This window comes from Pseudovibrio denitrificans JCM 12308 (assembly GCF_001310815.1).
Classification (GTDB): Bacteria; Pseudomonadota; Alphaproteobacteria; order Rhizobiales; family Stappiaceae; genus Pseudovibrio; species Pseudovibrio denitrificans.
The window spans coordinates 1-907 of the sequence record NZ_BAZK01000080.1; the positions used below are offsets into that span (position 1 = coordinate 1).

Consider the following 907-nt stretch of genomic DNA (forward strand, 5'->3'; position numbering starts at 1 on the left):
AGATCGCGCTTGGTCGGTGCGCCACAACAATCACGATGCTGCCGTTCTGGCGCATCAGTTTGATGGCGCGGGTTAATGCGGCTTCGCCTTCTGCATCCAGATTGGAGTTCGGCTCATCCAGCACGATCAGGAACGGGCTGTCGTAAAGCGCGCGGGCCAGACCTATGCGCTGACGCTGACCGGCAGACAGCAGAGCGCCGCCTTCGCCCACTTGCGTGTCATAGCCATCTGTCAGGCCGGTCACCAGCTCATGCACATTGGCAAGCTGGGCGGCTTCGAGAATTTTCTCGTCATTACGCTCAGGCGCAAAGCGCGAGATATTTTCAGCAATGGTGCCATCGAACAGTTCCACGTCCTGCGGCAGGTAGCCGATGGCGGTGCCGAGGCGATCCTCAGACCACTGGCCCAGCTCAGCGCCATCAAGGCGCACGGAGCCGCGATGGATCGGCCATACGCCCACAAGGGCGCGCACCAGACTGGTCTTGCCGGAGCCGGACGGACCGATGATGCCCATGCCGTCTCCGGCCTTGAGCTCAAAGTTGACGCCGGCCAGCGTGACAGCGCGCGCTCCTGGAGGGGCTGTTGCGATCTGCTGAACATTAAGGGTCTTGCTTGGCAGAGGCAGTTCGGTTTCTGGTGCGCTTTCATCCAGACCTTCCAGCGCTTTTTCCAAGCGCGCACGGGCCTGACGGGCGGCGATGAACACGCGCCACTGGCCAACGGCCTGCTCAACAGGAGACAGAGCACGGGAGGTGATGATGGAGCGGCGATCATAACACCCGGAGAGACTTCCTGAAGGATCGCCAGCCAGGCACCAACAGCCAGAACGGCAGAGCCGAGCAGGAAGCGGAAGGCTTTGATGGCGGTGGCAAACAGGGAGGCGCGGTCGCCTGCTTTGGTCTGGGCA

General features: G+C 62.1%; 1 pseudogene. It reads right to left on the bottom strand.

Features of this window, described 5'->3' with window-relative positions:
- Positions 1–907: pseudogene (locus JCM12308_RS27520) on the bottom strand (type I secretion system permease/ATPase); the annotation flags it as partial.